Source organism: Psychromonas sp. SR45-3 (genome assembly GCF_014163575.1).
GTDB classification, from domain to species: domain Bacteria; phylum Pseudomonadota; class Gammaproteobacteria; order Enterobacterales; family Psychromonadaceae; genus Psychromonas; species Psychromonas arctica.
Map to the genome: position 1 here is coordinate 26,033 of NZ_JACJDP010000034.1, position 17,331 is coordinate 43,363.

Annotated in this window: 14 protein-coding genes and 1 pseudogene; 9 read left to right on the top strand and 6 right to left on the bottom strand. The window is 37.5% G+C overall.

Annotation, left to right across the window (positions count from 1 at the left end; translation table 11 throughout):
- Window positions 1–30: 30 nt before the first annotated feature.
- Both H5084_RS15230 and H5084_RS15235 read right to left on the bottom strand, forming a co-directional pair.
- Window positions 31–1,581: an ABC transporter substrate-binding protein gene (locus H5084_RS15230; protein WP_028868297.1), complete on the bottom strand. Its 1,551-nt coding sequence runs from the start codon at window positions 1,579–1,581 to the stop codon at window positions 31–33.
- A 60-nt stretch (window positions 1,582–1,641) separates the two neighbouring features.
- Complete coding sequence (locus H5084_RS15235) at window positions 1,642–3,348, bottom strand: ABC transporter ATP-binding protein (protein ID WP_182691271.1); 1,707 nt, start codon at window positions 3,346–3,348, stop codon at window positions 1,642–1,644.
- Window positions 3,349–3,758: 410 nt separating this feature from the next.
- Between H5084_RS15235 and H5084_RS15240 the strand changes: the two genes are divergently transcribed.
- The 3 genes from H5084_RS15240 to H5084_RS15250 all read left to right on the top strand — a co-directional run bounded on the left by H5084_RS15240 (window position 3,759) and on the right by H5084_RS15250 (window position 5,424).
- Complete coding sequence (locus tag H5084_RS15240; RefSeq protein ID WP_182691272.1) at window positions 3,759–4,151, top strand: DNA polymerase III subunit psi; 393 nt, start codon at window positions 3,759–3,761, stop codon at window positions 4,149–4,151.
- Entirely contained in the window at window positions 4,138–4,602 is a 465-nt protein-coding gene (gene rimI, locus H5084_RS15245) for a ribosomal protein S18-alanine N-acetyltransferase (protein WP_310735762.1), read from the top strand. The genes H5084_RS15240 and rimI overlap by 14 nt, the downstream gene beginning before the upstream one ends.
- 78 nt (window positions 4,603–4,680) lie before the next feature.
- The gene (locus H5084_RS15250; protein WP_182691274.1) at window positions 4,681–5,424 is read left to right on the top strand and encodes an RNA methyltransferase; all 744 of its coding nucleotides are present in this window, start codon (window positions 4,681–4,683) and stop codon (window positions 5,422–5,424) included.
- Between the two features lie 921 nt (window positions 5,425–6,345).
- On the opposite strand, the gene H5084_RS15255 is transcribed toward H5084_RS15250, so the two are convergent.
- On the bottom strand, window positions 6,346–6,840 hold the full coding sequence (locus tag H5084_RS15255) for a SprT family zinc-dependent metalloprotease (protein ID WP_182691276.1): 495 nt from the start codon (window positions 6,838–6,840) through the stop codon (window positions 6,346–6,348).
- A 35-nt stretch (window positions 6,841–6,875) separates the two neighbouring features.
- Window positions 6,876–8,024 carry a methionine adenosyltransferase gene (gene metK, locus H5084_RS15260; RefSeq protein WP_028868291.1) on the bottom strand — a complete coding sequence of 383 codons (1,149 nt, stop codon included), beginning with the start codon at window positions 8,022–8,024 and terminating at the stop codon, window positions 6,876–6,878.
- A 285-nt stretch (window positions 8,025–8,309) separates the two neighbouring features.
- On the opposite strand from metK, the gene H5084_RS15265 reads away from it, so the two are divergent.
- Together H5084_RS15265 and H5084_RS15270 are read left to right on the top strand one after the other, a co-directional pair.
- Window positions 8,310–9,599, top strand: coding sequence for a peptidoglycan DD-metalloendopeptidase family protein (locus tag H5084_RS15265; protein WP_310735764.1), 1,290 nt, complete (start codon window positions 8,310–8,312; stop codon window positions 9,597–9,599).
- 110 nt (window positions 9,600–9,709) lie between these two features.
- Entirely contained in the window at window positions 9,710–10,051 is a 342-nt protein-coding gene (locus H5084_RS15270) for a DUF3802 family protein (protein WP_182691279.1), read from the top strand.
- Between the two features lie 204 nt (window positions 10,052–10,255).
- Here the strand turns inward: H5084_RS15270 and H5084_RS15275 are convergent, their stop codons facing one another.
- Window positions 10,256–10,729, bottom strand: a complete 474-nt coding sequence (locus tag H5084_RS15275) for an Rsd/AlgQ family anti-sigma factor (protein ID WP_028868288.1) — start codon at window positions 10,727–10,729, stop codon at window positions 10,256–10,258.
- 462 nt (window positions 10,730–11,191) lie between these two features.
- Between H5084_RS15275 and nudC the strand changes: the two genes are divergently transcribed.
- Both nudC and hemE read left to right on the top strand, forming a co-directional pair.
- Window positions 11,192–11,998 (top strand): NAD(+) diphosphatase, encoded by an 807-nt coding sequence (gene nudC, locus H5084_RS15280; RefSeq protein ID WP_182691281.1) that lies wholly within the window; start codon window positions 11,192–11,194, stop codon window positions 11,996–11,998.
- Between the two features lie 159 nt (window positions 11,999–12,157).
- The gene (gene hemE / locus H5084_RS15285) at window positions 12,158–13,222 is read left to right on the top strand and encodes a uroporphyrinogen decarboxylase (protein WP_166368154.1); all 1,065 of its coding nucleotides are present in this window, start codon (window positions 12,158–12,160) and stop codon (window positions 13,220–13,222) included.
- A 154-nt stretch (window positions 13,223–13,376) separates the two neighbouring features.
- Here hemE and H5084_RS15290 read toward each other — a convergent pair whose 3' ends face one another.
- Window positions 13,377–13,826, bottom strand: coding sequence for an Rrf2 family transcriptional regulator (locus tag H5084_RS15290; protein ID WP_025564194.1), 450 nt, complete (start codon window positions 13,824–13,826; stop codon window positions 13,377–13,379).
- Window positions 13,827–14,087: 261 nt separating this feature from the next.
- On the opposite strand from H5084_RS15290, the gene H5084_RS15295 reads away from it, so the two are divergent.
- Window positions 14,088–16,349, top strand: a complete 2,262-nt coding sequence (locus H5084_RS15295; protein ID WP_182691283.1) for a nitric-oxide reductase large subunit — start codon at window positions 14,088–14,090, stop codon at window positions 16,347–16,349.
- A 283-nt stretch (window positions 16,350–16,632) separates the two neighbouring features.
- Window positions 16,633–17,035: pseudogene (locus H5084_RS19805) on the top strand (IS4 family transposase); the annotation flags it as partial.
- Window positions 17,036–17,331: the final 296 nt, after the last annotated feature.

Genomic DNA, 17,331 nt, shown 5'->3' on the forward strand with positions numbered 1-17,331 from the left:
CTTTAAATTATCTCAGCCTGATTGCTATCTTTATTTAACAACTAAATCGCCTAAGTATGGAAAGTTTAACGCATTAACAATAGGTGAAACATTTAGAGTAGATTTTGCACCCCAAGCAAGGTTCTGCCAATGTAGCGGAACAAATGCAGCATCGTTATATAGAATCTGTTCAACTTCTTGTAACATTGCAGCACGTTTTGCTGGATCAGTTTCTGCATTAGCAGTATTGACTAAATTATCCACTTTAGGGTTTGAGTAATGGCCACAGTTGTAAGCTCCTCTGCCTGTTTCTGTATCTCGAGTCATGGTTAAGAATTCAGAAAAGTTTGCAGAGTCTTCAGTATCTGAATGCCAACCGATCATCAGCATATCTGCTGCACATTTATCAAACTCAGGCCAGTATTGTGCTTTAGGCATGGTTTTTAAATCTACAGTAATACCAATTTTTGCTAGCATTGATGAGGCTGCTTGTGCAATTTGCGCATCGTTTACGTAACGGTTATTAGGTGCAATCATTGATAATTTAAAGCCTTTTTCATAACCCGCTTCTTTCATCAATTGTTTTGCTTTTTTCAAGTCATAACGAGGCGTTAAACTTGCATCGTAACCGGCATAACCGGCAGGGCCTTGTTGTCCAGCTGTTGTTGCAAAACCTTTCATGATTTTTTTCACGATAGCTTCATTGTTAATTGCATACACAATTGCTTGGCGCACGCGTACATCTTTTAATGCTTCATTTGAACTTTGGTTCATTTGTAGTGTAATGATACGAGTACCAGCAACCGTAGTTAGCTCGATGTTTTTAGTGTCGATAACACGTTTTTGGTCGTTAGGCGCAACCGGGTGAATTAAGTCGACATCTCCAGACAATAAGGCAGCAACACGGGTTGCATTCTCTTTAATTGGTACCAAGGTTAGCTTATCAACATTACCTGGTGAGTTTGTATCCCAGTAATTGTCAAAACGGTCAAATACTACTTTTACGCCTTGCTCACGAGATTCAATAGTAAATGGACCTGTACCCGATACGTGTGTTGATGCAAATGAACCACCATGTTTAATGATAATTGATTTATCTACACCGTCCATCTCACCAGAATAGAACTTGCTGTCCATTGGGAAAAGGTAAGTGGCCGTTTGTAGCACTAATGGGTACGGTTCAAATGAAACGAGCTCAACAGTGTAATCATCTATTTTTACTAGCTTTTCGTATGGTGAAAATACGTTTTTAAAGTCTTGAGACGTTTTTAAACGATTAAATGTCCAAACAACGTCATCAGCCGTCATGGTATTACCTGAATGGAATTTTACACCTTTACGAAGTGTAAAACGGAAAGTGTTATCATCTACACGTTCCCACTTCTCAGCTAAACGAGGTTCAAAATCAAATTCTTTAGTAAAGCGCACTAGTGGATCAAATAGCATGTGTGACATTTGTAACACACCACCAGAAAGTTGCTCATGTGGATCAAGTGTTACTGGGTCCGAATCATAGGCAATGGTGATATCAGCAGCAGTGGCTGAAAAATTTAACCCCGTAGCAAGTAATGCGATGGCTAATTTTGTTTTTAAAAACTTCATTTACAACTCCTTTTATGAAAAAAACGTTTAATTATTAACTTTATAATGGTGAAATTTTGTTTAGATACTGCTCCGTAATCCTTTAAACTCTGGCATCAATGAAATTAAATGCTGACTATAAGGGTGTTGAGGATGGGTAAATAATTGCTCACTCTCGTTTACTTCTAATAATTTTCCTTGTTGCATCACACCGATGCGGTCGCATACTTGACGTATAACGGGTAAATCATGGCTAATAAATAACATGGTTAGATTTAGCTCATCTTGTAAATCTTTAAGTAGGTTCAGAATTTGCGCTTGTACTGATACATCTAATGCTGAGGTTGGTTCGTCACAAATTAATAAACGTGGTCTTGTTGCTAAAGCGCGCGCAATAGAGATACGTTGACGTTGGCCACCGGAAAATTCATGAGGGTATTTGACACCTGCCATTCTCCCTAGCCCCACATGGTCTAATAAATCGAATACGATTTGTTGTATTTGTGATTCATTAGCGGCTAGTTTATGAAAGCGAATAGGCTCGGCGATAATATCGTAAATTTTCATACGCGGATTCATCGACGTATATGGGTTTTGAAATACCATCTGCATTTGACGACGGAAAGGGCGACGTTCTCGTTCGGATTTAATCGCCGTTAAGTCAATACCTTCAAAAGTTATTTTGCCCTCGTTAGGCGGGAATAAGCCGGTAATAACACGTGCAATCGTTGATTTTCCTGAACCGGACTCTCCCACTAAACCAAAGGTTTCACCCTCATTAATACTAAAGCTGACATTTTTGTTGGCTTGAACGTATTCGCGTTTGCTTTCAAAGAATGAATCTTTAGTGACAAAACGTAAACTGACATTTTCAACATTTAATAGTGGGCCATCATAATCACGCTGCTCTTCACTTTGTCCTAACCAGTGATTTTTAATATCCAAGGCTTGAAGTTCATGTGCTTCTTCGATGTAGCTTACCAGTGGGAATCGGTCTAGTTTTCTATCGGAACGTGGTACGGCCGAAATTAAGCTGCGCGTATATTCATGATCCGGATCGCCCAGTACTTTAGCTGTTTCACCAAACTCAACTAAATCGCCACGATACATTACCGCTATTTTATCGGTTACGTTAGACACTACACCCATATCGTGCGTTACTAGCATGCAGCCGACGTTTTTTTCAATACATAAATTACGGATCAGTGTCAGGATTTGATCTTGGATAGACACATCAAGTGCTGTGGTTGGTTCATCGGCAATAATTAAATCAGGTTCACCAGATAATGCGATCGCAATAACAACTCGTTGTCGCATGCCGCCAGAAAATTGATGCGGGTATTGTTTAATTCTAACTTCAGATTCTGGAATACCCACTTGTTGCATTAAGTTGATAGCACGTTTTAAGGCTTCATCCTGGGTTACATTTAAATTGGCATGAATGGTTTCCAGCAACTGTTGCTCAACAGTGAAAAGAGGATTAAGCGACGTCATTGGATCTTGAAAAATAAAACCAATTTTATTACCGCGCACTTTACGCATCTGTTCAAGTGTTAAACCTGATATTTTTTCACCATCTAAAAAAACTTCACCAGCAGCAATAACACCAGGAGGGCTTAATAAATCGATAATTGCATTACCAACGGTAGATTTACCTGCACCTGACTCTCCAACAACACCAACTATTTCACCACGATTAATGGAAAATGAAAGTGATTTAACTGCTGCATGTACACCAAAACGAGACGGGTATTCGATACGAAGATTTTTAACTTCTAATAACGCCATTTTAATTATTCCCTGCAGGCTTTAAGAATTTTAGTTTGATAAAACCTTGTATATATATGTTTTTGTGATTGAAAACACATTTATAGCATCCTTTTTATTACTAAATCTAATAAATTTTCAATCGGTCACATTAATTTAGAGAGTCGATATCGACAATTCTTTCATACTAATTTTGGCTATGAGTTCAAATTAACAGCATTAAATTTGTATGTTAAGTACCCTAAGACGGTTAAGTTGATTGTTTTTAATCGTATTAATCGCTTCATAAATACCGTTTTTAGGTAAACATTTACCTGATTGTTGTACTTTTTAGCGGTTTCATCTTATAACCGCTGTAAAGTTTCGATTGAATACTAATCAGTGTTATATTTGCACATTGAAATCATCAATATTTTTATTTTAGGCTCGTTATGAAACATCAACAGGCTGTTTTTTTACAAGAAATGGGTATTACTCACTGGCAAGTAAGAAAACCGGCGCTATTTAAAACGGAACAAACTCTTAAGCAGTTAAATCTGTCTGCATGCAAACTGTTAGTCGTCTGTACAGAAGAGGATGCAAAGCATGAGTTGATGGACGCTATTATTAATGCTTTTCAAATAAAATCTGATCAGGTGGTTTATTGCTCCTTAGCGCAATTTGAGAACCAACAGGGGAATTTACCCACATTAATTTGGTCAACACTTGGAGAGATTGCTTCTTCACCGTCTCATCAATTATTACATTCACCTTCTCTAGCTGAGCTCGCGACAAACGCAGCGGCTAAAAAAGTACTTTGGAAGCAGTTCTGTGCCTATCAATAATAAACAGTCTGTAGCATCTATTATTGCTATGGCGATTACCGATCTCTCTGAAGTATTAGCCATTGAGACACTGGCTCATAGTCACCCTTGGTCTGAAAAAATCTTTCTGAGCAATTTCGGTAAGCGTTATATTAATCATGTGATCATGCTTGATGATCAGGTCGTTGGTTATTTTGTTGCTAGTTATGTTGCAGGCGAAGTGACGCTAATGAATATTGCTATTTCTCCTGCTTATCAAGGCGCAGGTTTAGGGCGGGCATTATTAAGTTATTTAAAAACCTTTTCACTTTCGCTGTCGCAACAAGAAATTTGGCTAGAAGTTAGAGCTTCTAACATTCCTGCAATTAAACTGTATCAAGCATTAGACTTTGTAGAAGTGGATATTCGACCTGCTTATTACCCCGCAGATAATGGCCGTGAAGATGCTATTATCATGTGTTGTTACTTATAATCTTATTGGCATCTGCTTACAAAAAAACGATAAAAAGCCATAAAATAGCTCTTTACTGTTATAAACCATTGGAAATTTATGATCTCTAAAAACCAGTTAAAACTTATCCTCTCCTTAGAACAGAAAAAGCAACGTAAGAAATTAGGATTGTTTTTAGTACAGGGTGAAAAAAATGTCAGTGAGTTATTTAACTCAACTTTTGAGATAGTTAATTTATTTGCGACCAGTGAGTATATTAATCACCAAGCAGATATATTAAGTGCTAATAAGTTAGTCGCCTTGACTATTGAGAGTACGCAACAAGAATTACAAAAAGCAGGGACCTTAAAAACCAATAATAGCGTGATAGCAGTGGTTAAATGCAAACAGTATTCTGTTCCTGAAATAGGTGAAAACGAACTGATTTTAGTGTTGGATCAAGTGGGAGACCCGGGCAATTTAGGTACTATTATTCGTGTTGCAGATTGGTATGGTATTGAACATATTATTTGTAGCCCTGACTGTGCAGATTTTTATAACCCTAAAGTAATTGCAGCAACAATGGGATCTTTTGCGCGTGTGCAAGTCAGCCATACTGACCTGAGTGAGTATTTATCCGCACAGACTAAGCCGATTTACGGTGCTTTTTTAGAAGGTAAGAATATTCATCGTAGTAAACTCGCTAATTCTGCATTTATTGTGATGGGCAGTGAATCGCATGGTATTTCTACTGAAGTTAGTCAGTATATTAGCGATAAAATAACGATTCCTAACTTTGGCTTAGCAGAGTCATTGAATGTCGCAATGGCCACGGGAATTATTTTAGATAATTTTAAACGTTAATTTTTTATTCCTCGATCGAATCCGGTCTGATAGACCGGATCATGTGAGCGAATCTCGCACTATTATTCACCTTATTTTTTCGTATATGCTTAGTTTTAATCGCCCTATGGCATTGTTTAAACTGGAAGCTGACACCTCAAAACACACATCTTAAACTCATACATCAAAGCGATACCTTAAACTAAGATCTTAAGTTGATAGTTCAGGTTAGGCCCCATTAAACCACGTTAATGGATCACTTTCAGCCGTATCGAAACAACTTAATAAGCGTTTATTTTTATCCTGATTGAAGTAATAACGACAGCATTAACGACAGTTTAATTTTATACCTTAAAAAATACCTCACTCGTATTTTTGAAAATAGTGTAGTTAAAAGGTTGACAGATGGTAATGATATCTATTATCATCTTTTGCGTTGGCAAGAATACTGTCGTTATAGCTAACAGCAATTAAGCATTGAACATTTAAGCCATGAAGTTAATGTTGATTGTTGTTAGTTCAGTATTTTGTCGATGGTTGTTACTGAGAGTCTCCATGCTAGGTAACACCAAAAACCATGACTCATGATAGTAGATAACATTTATTTATTATGAAATTTTGATTGAAGGTTTGCGCACACAGGCGTTCGATTTAGATTGATGCTATTTTTCGCAGGATATGCCAGCTGTTGATAGATAGTGATGAGTTAAATGGTAATCGGTAAAATTAATATTGCAGCTACAAAGGCGGGGGGTTGGAGTAGCCTGCAATATTAATCCCACTATACAAGTTGATTTCTCAGCTTAGCTACTTTTACACCTCGAAGTGTCATAAGTATTGATTTCCCTATAAATAATCTCAGCTCTCAACTTTTAATTCTCAACTTTTAGTTCTCAACAAGCCCGTTGTCTTAATTTTTTCATTTCTATTGATTGTTAACGCTTAGTTTTCTTGTTCAGAAAAGACTAAAGTCGATTTACACTTTCGGCATAAATAACGAGTGCCTTTTTTAATATTATTATGTCGACGAATAGTTAATTGATGCTGCGAGCAAGAGCAACGGTAAGTAAATAATTTACCTTGGACATCTGTAATATCTAATTGATGAGTTGTATTAGCAGGTAGATGAAAAACCTGGGTCATGATCTGTTGCCATTCTTTACCATGTGGCTTTACTTTGCCGTACAGCTGATAAGTAATTAAATGTGCAATTTCATGGGCAACTACGTGTTCAATAAAAATAGCTTTATTTTGTAGATATAAGATTGGATTAAACTTAATCAGGTTTTTTTGTAGATGTGCACTACCAGCGCTTCGACCACGTTGATTAAAAAAGTAAGTGGGGCGAGGAAAAGCACGATCAAAAAAGCACTCGGCTAAAATGAAACAATCTTCACCTTTCACTGCGAGTGCTTTTTTATCTTCAAACGTTAGCATAATTCAATATTAAATCGTTTTTATAAAACGCTTAATTAAAATGCAGCTGCTTTAAGCGCTTCTACTTTATCTAATGCTTCCCAAGGGAATTGCTCACGACCAAAGTGTCCATAAGCTGCTGTCTCTTGATAAATAGGTTTGATTAGATCTAACATTTCGATTAAACCGTAAGGGCGCAAATCAAAATGTTCACTGACTAAGCTAACGATTAAATCTTTTGCTACTTTTTCAGTACCAAATGTCTCAACGCTGATTGATGTTGGCTCTGCAACGCCAATTGCATATGATACTTGGATTTCACAGCGGTCAGCTAAACCTGCAGCAACAATATTTTTTGCTACATAACGTGCTGCATAAGCTGCACTACGGTCTACTTTTGAAGGATCTTTACCTGAAAATGCACCACCACCGTGACGTGCTGTGCCACCGTAAGTATCTACAATTATTTTACGCCCTGTTAAACCACAGTCGCCTACTGGCCCGCCGATCACGAAGCGACCTGTTGGGTTGATGTGAAATTTAGTGCGTTCAGTTAACCACTCAGCAGGTAAAACCGGCTTAATGATCTCTTCCATTACCGCTTCAACTAAATCTGATTGTTTAATATCTTCACGATGTTGCGTTGAAAGTACAACTGCATCAATACCTACGATTTTGCCTTGCTCATAAGCAAAAGTAACTTGGCTTTTAGCATCTGGGCGTAACCAATCTAGTTGGCCACTTTTACGTACCTCAGCTTGTTTTTTAACAAGGCGGTGAGCGTATGTGATTGGTGCAGGCATGAATACTTCTGTTTCATTGGTCGCGTAACCAAACATTAAACCTTGGTCACCGGCACCTTGTTCGCGTGGATCAGAACGGTCTACACCTTGGTTAATATCAGGAGACTGCTTACCTACTACGTTGAGTACGGCACAAGAGTCTGCATCAAAACCCATTTCTGAACTTGTGTAACCAATTTCGCGCACGGTATCACGTGTGATTTGTTCAATATCAACCCAGGCATCAGTGGTAATTTCACCGCCTACCATGACCATGCCCGTTTTTACGTAAGTTTCACAAGCAACGCGTGCTTTAGTATCTTGTTTTAAAATGGCATCAAGTACAGCATCAGAAATTTGATCTGCAATTTTATCTGGATGACCTTCAGAAACTGATTCTGAAGTAAATAAGTCACGTGACATGTAAACTCCTATTCGGGCTATTTAGTTAAATTATTTTGGATGTTTTTACATCTAGACGTCCATAATACATTTTTTTGTAATGGATAACACCCTATTATTTATAAATAAGATAGAACTGTTTGCTTACTTTATTGGTCAAAGGTGGTTAAAATTACTGTAAATTTTCTTAAACATGCTGTGCTATAGGTTATACTCGCAGGCATTTTATTTTACGGTTATGTTTCTTCTGTCTAATCGAGACTCTCTATGCCTTTGTTACATCAAATTAAAATTATGTTTAAAAAAGTGCTTACTTTGGTAAATCACTTACCTCGCTTGCACTTTTGGTTGGTCATCTCTTTATTTGTTTTTTTACTGATTATTAGCCTTATTCCTGCTTCTAACCCTAATGGAAAAACAATTAAACGTGAATTAACTCTTCCTACTAGTGAGTCATTAAAAGGTGACTATGCGGTTGCCGAACCATCAACAGTAAATCGTGATGCAAACGATAAACTACTTCCTGATTTTTCGGCTAATCGAGAAATAGATATCACCATTTCAGCCGGTGATACGTTAAGTGAGATATTTTCTGAACAAGCATTATCTGCTGCGGTTTTGCAAGAGTTATTGGAGGCTGATAGAGAACATTTGCGCCTTGCTAATTTATTACCTGGACAAGAAGTGCAACTTTTGGTGAGTCCTAGTAATCAATTATTATCCTTAAAAGTGATTATTGACCGCGCAAATACATTAAGTTTTGTTTTAAAAGATGATATTTATGTCTCAGAATTAGAAGTGAAAGAGGGGGAATGGCGTAATAGCTATTATCAAGGTAGTGTGACCGGCAGTTTTTATGTCAGTGCAAAAAAAACAGGATTATCGGCGAGTCAAATTCAACAGATTTCAGGTGCTTTACAGGAACAGTTTGATTTTAATCGTCAGTTAAGAGTTGGAGATACCTTCCATGTGTTAGTTGCGAAACAATACATAGAAGGTGCCTACAGCTTTGATAGTGAAGTTTTAGCGGTCATCCTTAAAACGCGATCGCGTAATTACACCGCTTTTCTAAATGAAGATGGTCGTTATTATGACAAGAATGGTAAAGGGCTAAGTAAAGCTTATCGTCGCTACCCCGTCAACGGACGCCCTCGTATTAGCTCGCGCTTCAATCCCCGTCGATTACACCCTGTTACTAAGCGCGTTCGTCCACATAATGGGACTGATTTCGCGGTAGGAGTGGGGACCAATGTTTACGCTGTAGGTGACGGTGTTGTACTACGAGCTGGTTATCACCCCGCAGCAGGTAACTATATTGTTATCAAGCATGGTCGAAAATATACCACACGGTTCTTACATTTAAGTAAAATATTGGTGCGTAAAGGACAACGCATTGAGATGGGTAAGCTGATCGGTAAGTCTGGTAATACTGGCCGCTCAACAGGACCTCATCTTCATTACGAATTCCATGTTTATAATAAACCTGTTGATGCGATGAAGGTCGATTTGCCATTATCACAAGAAGTACCACAGAAAGATAAAAAAGCCTTCAATGAACGTCGCGACCTTTCATTACGTGAAATGGGCGAATTATAGTATAAGATTGATAGCGATTAATCTTTATTATTAAAATTGATATTAAAATGGTTATTAATGCATTGGCTGTTAATTGTTAAGCCGATACAGTAAAGAAGAAAGGATGTTGGATGTTATTAAAAAGTGATGCATATGAACAATGCATAAATTATTTTGCTGATAATTTAGAAATATTTGAAGAAAAGTCTGGTTCACGCACAGGGCAACCTATTTCTGATATCGTTCTTGATCAAGTGTCGGATATGTTGATTAACTTTTGTTCGCAACAGCCTCAATTAAGTAATGAGACGCGCTTAATTGTTGTTGCTGAAGGCGATCAATTAGTTGAAGATATTGAGCAGATACTAGGCAAGATATGGGAGCAAAAAGCAACCAATGAACAGCAAATGTTTATAGAAGAATATTTTTTATTATTAAAAAATAGCTTGGATTCACAAGTTCCTCAATTGTAGTTTTGCTTAGCCTGTAGCTAGACATGCTATCGGCTATTAGCAAGGTAAAACTAAAAAACCAATCGTTAGATTGGTTTTTTATATTCAGACTTTTTATATGCGGAATTAAGACATCAAAATTTTATACATCAATACGTTATATAGTTAAATACACCGATAATATTATGATGCAGGTCATCAGAGTACATGACCAATATTAGCAGATTAACGAATAGTATGGTGAAGGTGCACGACTTCTAATAATTGATCTTCACGTTCAAAGCGACTTTCCATCACTTGACCTAATTCAGAAATATCATGGTCAAAATTTAATAACGTTTTATCCGATGCATTTTCTGCATAAGTATCATTAAAATTCAATGCAACATCGGTAGTGGTGGTAATGCGAGAATATAATTCCTGTGCAATTTTTAAATTCTCTACCCCATCAAGTCTCGATTGTTCAATGATTTGCTCATATACTTCAAAATGCCCTGTCGAAGCATAATCCAATAACTGTTGGCAAAACTCTGTGATCACCTCTTGTTTAGGTAAGCAGCGTTTTTCTTGTTGGTAAGGTGGCAGACCCGCTAATTCACAGTATAAGACAACGAGTTTTTGACGTGCATCTAACCAATTATCTAAAACAGATAGTTCACCACCCCATTCTTCTTTTGCTTGTTTTATTTTTTTAAGCATAAAAACCTCTTTTAAATGAAATAGCTACAAAACTAACGGGTTAAAAATTAAGTGAAATTAAGGCGCTCGTCAATATAAATTTAGTTTATATAGCAATCACCATAATTACTGTGAGCTTATACTCAATGTAACCGCTTCAAATACAAATATTTTATATTAATCGTTACCATTCTTATAGATAACTAAAGCGAGAAGAAAAATTAACACTTGTTCAATAGTGGTTTGATATTGCACTATACCCGTTACCAATCAAAATGCATTATTCAGTAGCTAACTACCCATAGGGCAAGTCGTGAGGTAATCATCTTCGTTCCTGTTATAAAACGGGAAAAAGTTTTGATATACCCCGTTAGATCTTCACCTTTATGCCTATAGCTTGTTTACCTCACGGCTAGCTGATTTTTGTATTTTGAATGATAACGGGTATACATTATTTCTTCCTCCCCAAAACGAGTATTTAAGATGGCAGAGTTACAAACTGCGTTAGATGAAAACGCATGGTGGTTTATTTTATCAGAAGGCAAGTTAGTTGCGTTGGATAAAGGTGACTTCATTCCCTTTGGAAATGTTAATGAGTTACCTTTTCCTGAAGGGGCCACCGCTAATAAACGATTACTAGGACAATATAAAGATCAACCCTGTTACCTAGTAGAAGTTGAAGGTAGTTTGGATGTTGGTTTGGGGGGGTATGTAACATTACGTTCGTTATTGGGGCGAATTGATGATCTTTTGTTTGATATGGCTGGCCGTGCATTTCAAATTGCATTGTTTTATAAAACTCACCAATTTTGTGGTCAGTGCGGACAAAAAATGCAGCCCATTAATTGGGAAGTGGCGATGAAGTGCTATCATTGCCAACATCGAACATATCCGCGTGTCTCCCCTTGTATTATTGTTGCGATCCGTAAAAATAAACAGATATTACTGGCGTTGCACAACCGTCACCAAAAAGAAAACTATCCTGTTTATACAACGTTAGCAGGTTTTACCGAAGCGGGTGAAACATTGGAGGCTTGTGTTGCACGTGAAGTTTTTGAAGAGGTGGGAATTAAAGTTAAAAATATCCGCTATGTAAGTAGCCAGCCTTGGCCCTTCCCTCATTCATTAATGATGGGCTTTATTGCTGATTATGATTCAGGTGAGATAAAAGTTGACCCGCATGAGTTAATTGAAGCAAATTGGTATCATGCAAATGATTTACCTGTGATACCAAGGCATGGCACAATTGCACGTAAATTAATTGAAAAGACACTTAAAAGATGTCGCTAATTGTAACGCTAGCAATATGACTAGTTAAACAATTTTGAGCTACAAAACAGGATTAGGGCGCGTTCATTTATTTTAAATGTTAGTATGTGCGCCAATAATTGAGCTGACATCTAAATAAACTCGGCGCGCCATCAATAGACAGAAAAGAAAAGGTTACCAATGACTGAATTAAAAAACGATCGTTATATTCGTGCTTTGTTAAAGCAAGAAGTAGATAAAACACCTGTCTGGATGATGCGTCAAGCAGGCCGCTACCTACCTGAATATAAAGCGACTCGAGCACAAGCGGGTGACTTTATGTCGCTTTGCCGTAATGCAGATTTAGCTTGTGAAGTAACATTACAGCCGTTACGCCGATTTGACCTAGATGCGGCGATTCTTTTTTCTGATATCTTAACTATTCCTGATGCGATGGGTTTAGGGTTATATTTCTCAGAAGGCGAAGGCCCTCGATTTGAGCGTCCTATTAGCTGTAAAAAAGATGTTGATAACCTGATCATGCCAGATCCTGAAGGTGAACTTCAGTATGTAATGAATGCGGTCCGTACCATTCGTCGTGATTTAAAAGGCGAAGTACCATTAATTGGTTTCTCTGGTAGCCCGTGGACGTTAGCGACTTATATGGTTGAAGGCAGCGGCTCAAAATTCTTCACTAAAATTAAAAAAATGGCATTTGCAGAGCCACAAACATTGCATCTGTTATTGGATAAATTGGCAGACTCTGTGATTGCTTATTTAAATGCACAAATTGCTGCAGGTGCTCAATCTGTGATGGTATTTGATACGTGGGGTGGGATTTTATCGCCACGCGATTATAAAGACTTTTCATTGCAATATATGCATAAAATAGTGGATGGTTTAACCCGTAACTACGATGGTCAAAAAATTCCGGTGACTTTATTCACAAAGAATGGCGGTCAATGGATCGAACAAATCGCTGATACTGGTTGTGATGCAATTGGTCTAGATTGGACAATTGATATCAAAGAAGCGAAAGCGCGTGTTGGTTCGCGTGTTGCACTGCAAGGTAATATGGATCCATCGATGTTATACGCGTCACCAGAACGTATTCGCCAAGAAGTGGCGACTATCTTAGAAGGTTTTGGTACAGGCAATGGTCATGTGTTTAATTTAGGGCATGGTATTCATTTAGATGTACCACCTGAAAATGCGAAAGTGTTTGTTGATGCTGTGCATGAATTGAGTGTGCCTTACCACAAATAAAAACTGTTAATATTTTATTCACTAAAAAAACATACTTCGGTATGTTTTTTCGTTTCTAGCCACTGCTTATTCATCACTGCTTATTCATCATATCGTTATGCTTGGCATCTTAAAATTGATTGTCGGTTAAGTTTTTTCTTTTGAAAAGAGCCGTTTATTCTATTGGAATCTTAAGTACCTGTCTGAGTGCAGCTTTATTCTCTCCTTTGATTAAATCAGCTAACGTGTATTGATCTAAACAATCAAAGAAAGATTCCATTGCTTGTGCAAACATTCTTTTTAGCTGGCAACTTGATGTGATCACACATTGGTTATCTTTGCCAAAGCATTCAACCAATGTTGAACCTTGTTCTATAGAGCGAACCAACTGGCCTATATTTATATTTTCAGGCGCTGTATTAAGCTTTATTCCTCCATTTTTCCCCCGAGTTGCATTGATATGATTGTTGGCACTCAGTTCCTGCACTACTTTCATCAAATGATTTTTTGATATTTGATATCGCTCAGCGACTTCTTTAATAGTGATAATGTGGGAAGTTTCTTTTGCAGCCGCAAGGTAAATTAATACTCGTAATGAGTAATCGGTAAAACGAGAAATGTTCATATAAAGCACCTATGTGATGATATTTAATAATGGCATTATTTTGTCTTTATCGCCTTAATATCTTAAAGAATTATTTTAAATACTTCGATTTAAAAGATACATATAGTTTACATCTTTAATTTTGTATGTAAAATCGCCTCAAATAAGATTCATTTTAAATGCATCTTTTATTTGTAAGTTAAATAAAGGGTTTTTATTTTAGAGGTTTTTGAGTTTAAGGTTGTTAATTAAAGGCTAAATACTCATCAAAAGGAGCATGTTATGGGAGAGTATAAAAAATTGTGGTGGACCCTCTTAGGGGTGCTTGCCATTACCTTTTCATTATTAGGTTACTACGGAACAGAAATTTATCGTACAGCACCACCGATACCAGCATCATTCGTTTCTGAACGTGGTGATATTTTTACAACGGAAGAAAAAATATTAGACGGTCAAACGGCTTGGCAATCAGTCGGTGGGATGCAACTGGGATCAATATGGGGTCATGGTGCTTATCAAGCGCCCGATTGGACAGCGGATTGGTTACATCGAGAACTTGTTAATTGGTTGGATTTAGCGGCAATGGACGAGTTTGCTAAACCTTTTGAGCGATTAACCGGAGAGCAGCAAAACACATTACAATATAAACTTAAAAATGATTACAGAACAAATACCTATGATCATGATAAAAATACTGTCACGTTATCTGTAAGGCGTCTGCAAGCGATTGAGCAAACGGGTGAGTATTATAATGCGCTCTTTGGCGGTGCACCTGAATTACAAAAAACGCGTGAAAACTACGCCATGAAAGAGCTGACATTACCAAGTGCAGAGAGAAGGGAACGTTTAACTGAATTCTTTTTTTGGACCGCTTGGGCTGCCTCAACTGAACGTAGCGACGGTAGTGCAACTTATACAAATAATTGGCCGCATGAACCATTAATCGATAATAAACCCACCACTGAAAATATTTTATGGTCTGTTGTGAGTATTGTATTATTGATTGCCGGTATTGGTACTTTAGTATGGGCTTGGGCATTTTTACGGAAAGAAGATGAAAGTGAACCTGTTGCGCCACTCAATGATCCTATCTTATCTTTCGCGTTAACAGCTTCGCAAAAAGCATTAGGTAAATATTTATTTCTGGTCGTGGCTTTGTTTACTTTTCAAATTTTTATGGGGGCTCTCACCGCGCATTATACCGTTGAAGGTCAAGGCTTTTACGGTATTCAAACTTCAGAATGGTTTCCTTATAGTTTAGTGCGTACTTGGCATATTCAATCTGCTTTATTTTGGATCGCCAGTGGCTTTTTAGCGGCAGGATTATTTTTAGCACCAGTCATCAATGGAGGTAAAGATCCTAGATTCCAAAAACTTGGTGTTGATGTGCTTTTTTGGGCACTGGTTCTAGTCGTTGTTGGCTCATTTATAGGTAATTACTTAGCGATTGCGCAAATAATGCCAGCAAATTTAAATTTTTGGTTAGGCCATCAAGGTTATGAATATGTTGATTTAGGGCGATTATGGCAAATTGGTAAATTTATTGGGCTTGTATTGTGGTTAACGTTGATGATGCGTTGTATTGCGCCGACGTTGAAACAGAAAGGTGATAAAAACTTATTAGTTTTATTTATGTTCTCATGTATCGCGATTGGTTTATTTTATGGGGCGGGTTTCTTCTACGGTGAAAGAACACATCTCTCTGTGATGGAATATTGGCGTTGGTGGATTGTACATCTATGGGTTGAAGGTTTCTTTGAAGTTTTTGCTACTACTGCGTTGGCATTTATTTTCTTTAATATGGGATTAGTTTCTCAACGTATGGCGACAGTGGCTTCATTAGCATCAGCCTCTTTATTCATGTTAGGGGGTATTCCGGGTACTTTCCATCATTTGTATTTTTCTGGTACGACAACACCTGTTATGGCAGTCGGTGCGACCTTTAGTGCACTCGAAGTTGTGCCACTAATTGTGCTTGGATATGAAGCTTGGGAGCACTACAAGTTGCAAAATCGTGCGCCTTGGATGGACAGTGTGAAATGGCCTATTATGTACTTTGTTGCTGTTGCTTTTTGGAATATGTTAGGCGCTGGCGTATTAGGGTTTATGATCAATCCGCCAATCTCTTTATATTACATTCAAGGTCTTAATACGACGGCAACTCATGCGCATGCTGCATTATTTGGTGTGTACGGTTTCTTAGCGCTCGGTTTTACCTTATTGGTATTAAGATACATTCGCCCTCATTTGAAATTTGATGAGCGTTTAATGAAGGTTTCTTTTTGGTGGATGAATATAGGCTTAGCACTGATGTTATTTACTAGTTTATTACCCATTGGCATTATTCAATTTATTGCGAGTGCATCGGAGGGGCTTTGGTATGCACGTAGTGAAGCCGTTATGCAAAGTGATACATTAGTTACATTGCGTTGGGCACGTACCATCGGTGACATCGTGTTTATGATTGGTGCATTAGCAGTCACTTGGCAAGTGACTAAAGGTGTCTTTTTTTCGCCAGAAAAAATAGTGAAATCGAAATGTTAACTTAAGCCTCTTTGATTGGTGTTGGGACGTTTGTATTGCTTATAAGTCATGATTCCAATTAACGTTATAATGAATAAAAATGATGCTTGTTAGCGTAATGCCGAACAGTTAAGAAAAGTTAGTTTATTTTTAGCTGAAGAAGATCAAAATCCTATGACTCAAAAGGTCATGGGATTTTTTATGGCGTTTTCAGAAGCACTCGCTCGCACTTCGATTAATCATCTTACCGAATTTTCTTCTTTGTCAGATATCTTAGAGCAAGACATTATCGAATCTTGCCTAAGCGCATAGTTGGGGAGTTGAATTAAGTTATCGCGAAATGAAGCAGCACATGCTTGAAAGACGTTTTACATTACGTAGTAATCTACCTGAATTAATTGATCAAGAGTGATGGGGTTATAATGTAATTCGTTACAAAATGATACTGATGGCGAAATCACTTAAAGGTGCTTTTACTAATCAATTGGGCTTCAGAGATGAGTCTTCTCGTATTATTCATACTCCGACCATGATGCCCATATATACACTAGAAAAAGTCCCAAAGATAGTGATAGATATAGCAATAAATGCCGCCCAGTTTAAGCTGGAAGGCAAAGCGAAAACGAAGTTATCCTAGGTGTTTAAAGCCTTCTAAGAATCGATATCCGGTGCTAAAAGTAAATATGCCTTTCACCTTAAGTGAATGACATTATGCTGCAGCATGTTTTTTTATTTTGCCAAGTATAAAATCAATAAATATTGTATTTATGCTTCTTTGCTGAAATAGATTCAATTCAACCTTTACCTATCACCTTTGATGTTTTACCTCGACTCCCCTCTAATTCGCTTGTAACTAACTAATACCATATAAGATTAAATATTTGTAACTACTCAGGCCGTCGCTATTTAAGCCTATTTCTTCGTTGAAAAATGCTCATTTAAACCACTAAACTGCGCTTTTTCGCCTTGAACTAAGCATAAATAGCTTAGCCCTGAGCATTTA